The organism is Hydrotalea sp. AMD, assembly GCF_004100315.1.
Taxonomy (GTDB): domain Bacteria; phylum Bacteroidota; class Bacteroidia; order Chitinophagales; family Chitinophagaceae; genus Hydrotalea; species Hydrotalea flava.
The window spans coordinates 1-2954 of record NZ_SCKY01000068.1 but is presented as its reverse complement, the minus strand read 5'-3'; the positions used below and the strand labels follow the sequence as shown (position 1 = coordinate 2954).

At 39.3% G+C, this 2954-nt stretch carries 4 protein-coding genes; all 4 read right to left on the bottom strand.

What is annotated here, in order from left to right; genetic code table 11:
* Positions 1 to 1094, bottom strand: a 1094-nt coding sequence (locus EO766_RS17960; RefSeq protein ID WP_287101762.1) for an endonuclease/exonuclease/phosphatase family protein, incomplete at its 3' end; no start/stop codon positions are given.
* A gap of 6 nt (positions 1095 to 1100) precedes the next feature.
* A complete protein-coding gene (locus EO766_RS17955) occupies positions 1101 to 2036 on the bottom strand; it encodes a rhomboid family intramembrane serine protease (protein WP_074419420.1) in 936 nt (311 codons plus the stop codon).
* Positions 2037 to 2081: 45 nt separating this feature from the next.
* Positions 2082 to 2786, bottom strand: a complete 705-nt coding sequence (locus EO766_RS17950; protein WP_074419419.1) for a rhomboid family intramembrane serine protease — start codon at positions 2784 to 2786, stop codon at positions 2082 to 2084.
* A 9-nt stretch (positions 2787 to 2795) separates the two neighbouring features.
* Positions 2796 to 2954 (bottom strand): hypothetical protein (locus EO766_RS17945; RefSeq protein ID WP_502697239.1); only part of this gene is annotated, 159 nt, incomplete at its 5' end.

Sequence of the window (2954 nt, the reverse complement as noted above, 5' to 3'; positions counted from 1 at the left end):
GATAAATGCAGGGGGAATGTTTGGTGTTGAATGGGGATGATGGGTTTGCGAAGCAACATCACATCAATACGCAGGGTAGGTGAAATACTATCGTACGTATTGCCTAAGCCAAATCCGGTTTTTAGAAAGGCATCTTGTAATCCTTTACTGAGCTGGTGGTATACATAAGAAGAAGGCACTGCATTTAAATCGCCACAAAACACAAAGGGTAGCCCCGTTGTATCCATCACTGCACGAATACGGACTGCCTGAGCTACATGCACCTTATCAAAATAACGCAGTTTTGCAAAGGTAGATTTTTGTAAAAAAAGTGTAGTATCAGGTTTATAGAACTGCGATTCAACCGGCATGGCCTGACTGCTGTGCAAATTCATGGAACGCAAATGGGCATTGATGATACGGAACCTTTGTTGCCCATATTGAATGGTAACCCATTGAAAATCTTCTTTAAAATGCTCGGGATTGGGCAATGGAATGACGGCAGAATCAACAATCGGTAAACGCGAAAAAATGACAATACCATTTTGCTGTAGGTTATTCCCATCAATGCCAAATGAAAAATTATTGACAAAAGCTGTGTAGGGATAATGCAAAGAATCGCGGATATAAGGCAAGGTGGAACGAAATTTTTTCCCCGTAGCGGTTGCAAAGTCCTGAAAGCAAAGAATATCGGCATTCGATTGTTGAATAAAGGCAAGCATTTGCCGACGGGGATTGCCGGGTATATCATTTGCAATGGAAGCATTTAAAAATTCGTTCACATTCCATGATACAATACGAATGCTGCCTGCAGATTTTTCCATTGTAAAGGGTTTTCCGGGATGAAACCCCCAAACCGAACGAATATTGGTATATCCGCAAGCCAATACTAAGAAAAACAACCAACTGTATTTTTTAAATAGCAGAAATGATATCAGGCAAACCCCAATCATCCCTGCCAACAGCAATGGGAAAGCCAGCGATAGAAAAGTCATAGGCCAAAAATGAATCGGGTTTACAAAGGGTGTAAGTACCGATAGCGCATACACACCACTATAGCCTATGCAAACAATTCCTGTAAATTTTTTGAAAACAGCTATTGCAAAAAAAGCCATAATGGGTTATAAATCTTTACTGGCCTTTTTTAAAAATTCTTTTTCTTCCTCACTCAGCATGTGGTAGCCATGCTGGTTAATTTTATCCAAAATATCATCTAAACGCTGTTGGGTAATATTCGGTGTTTTTTGAAAGGGCTTTGTATTGCTCTGGTAAAACAGTTTTTCTTTGATAGTTGCAGTTTTGTTTTTCTTTTCCGGATTAAATAGATCATCTACCCATTGTACCGTACGGTGCATCCAGTTGCCCCAGTCTTTGCCTCTTTTTAATTGGCGTATGTATAAGAAACCCACCATGCCGCCTGTTAAATGAGCAATGGCATTACCGCCGTTTTGGCTGGCAATGGTTGCGTAATCAATGGCTACAAAAATTAAGGTTAGTACCCAAATGGGAATACCTCCGTTAATAAGTGGAAAAATTCTATAATCGGGGGCTAAGGTGGTAGTTGCCACGGCAATACCCATTACCGCTGCACCTCCGCCCATTAATGCAGGAGTAAATGCAATGTTTTGGTATAATGCAGGAATTAAGTTAACACTCAACACAAATGCAATACCGCCAAAAAAGCCTCCATACAAGTAAATGGGCATAATATTTTTATTGCCGGCTAAATCTTGTAAAATATAACCAAAAGCCCATATCCATAAAACGGTGCTGATAATACCCCAAACGCTGTAGGTGGTGAACATATAGGTAAGAATGGTCCATATTCTGGGGAAGAAAATTGCTGTATCGGCGGGTAGTGTCAGCCAGTTTACAATTTGTTTTTGAAAAAACAGGCCTGCGGTTGCATTGCTATCGTAAGAAAGGAAGTAAACAATTTTGATGAAAGTAAGCGATACAAAAAAAAGTGCATTCAGAATAATCAAAAAAACCAGTGCATTATTGTTTTCACCTAATAAAGGTCTTCTGCGGGTATTATGCATTTCGCTCAGGTTCATACATTAAAATTGCAAAAAATTACGCAATTAGAAGGTTAAATTGCTTTAATAAAACGAACTTCTGTTGTTTTTGTTCCAGAAATACACCAAAATAATACCTACCAAAGCACCGCCTAAGTGGGCAAAATGGGCCACATCATCGCCGGCTGAGTTTTTAATGCCTAAGTACAACTCAAATGCGGCATACATGATTACAAACCATTTGGCTTTAATGGGTACAAAGAAGTATAAGTAAATTTTTGTATTGGGAAACAAATAGCCAAAGGCAGCCAAACAGCCAAAAACGGCTCCCGATGCACCAATGGTAGCTTCATTAAGACGGTCTAAGAAATTAACTTTGTACAGTTGTTGGGTGGTGGGGTCTAAACTATTAAAAGCATCAATTAAGTGCTGGGTTTGAAAGTACAACACAATTAAGTGGCTAAAAGCGGCACCCAAACCACAAATAATATAAAAGGTTAAAAAACGTTTGGGCCCCCAAAGGTTTTCTAATACAGAGCCAAACATCCATAAAGCAAACATATTGAAGAAAATATGTTCAAATCCGCCATGCATAAACATGTGCGTAATCAATTGCCAGGGTTTGAACAATGGGCTTTGAAAGGTGTGCAGGGCAAACAAATCATCCATATTAATGAAACCTTGCCTGCCAATCGTTATTTGTGCCAGAAATACCAAACCATTAATAATGATCAGGTTTTTAATCACCAATGGTAAAATCTGAAATCGTCCGGGCCTGAATTCTGTCATGCTACAATATTATGGGTTTATAAATGCTTCTTTTAACCGAAGCTGCACAATGTTTTCAATATGGAAGGTATGCGGAAACATATCTACCGGCTGCACCTTTGTAACGGTGTATTTTTCATCCAGCAAAGCCAAATCTCTTGCCTGTGTGGCCGGATTACAGCTTACATA

Excerpts from the sequence above, each read along its gene's own strand:
- EO766_RS17950 (WP_074419419.1), bottom strand. The coding sequence starts at position 2,786 with ATGACAGAATTCAGGCCCGGACGATTTCAGATTTTACCATTGGTGATT.
- EO766_RS17955 (WP_074419420.1), bottom strand. The coding sequence starts at position 2,036 with ATGAACCTGAGCGAAATGCATAATACCCGCAGAAGACCTTTATTAGGT.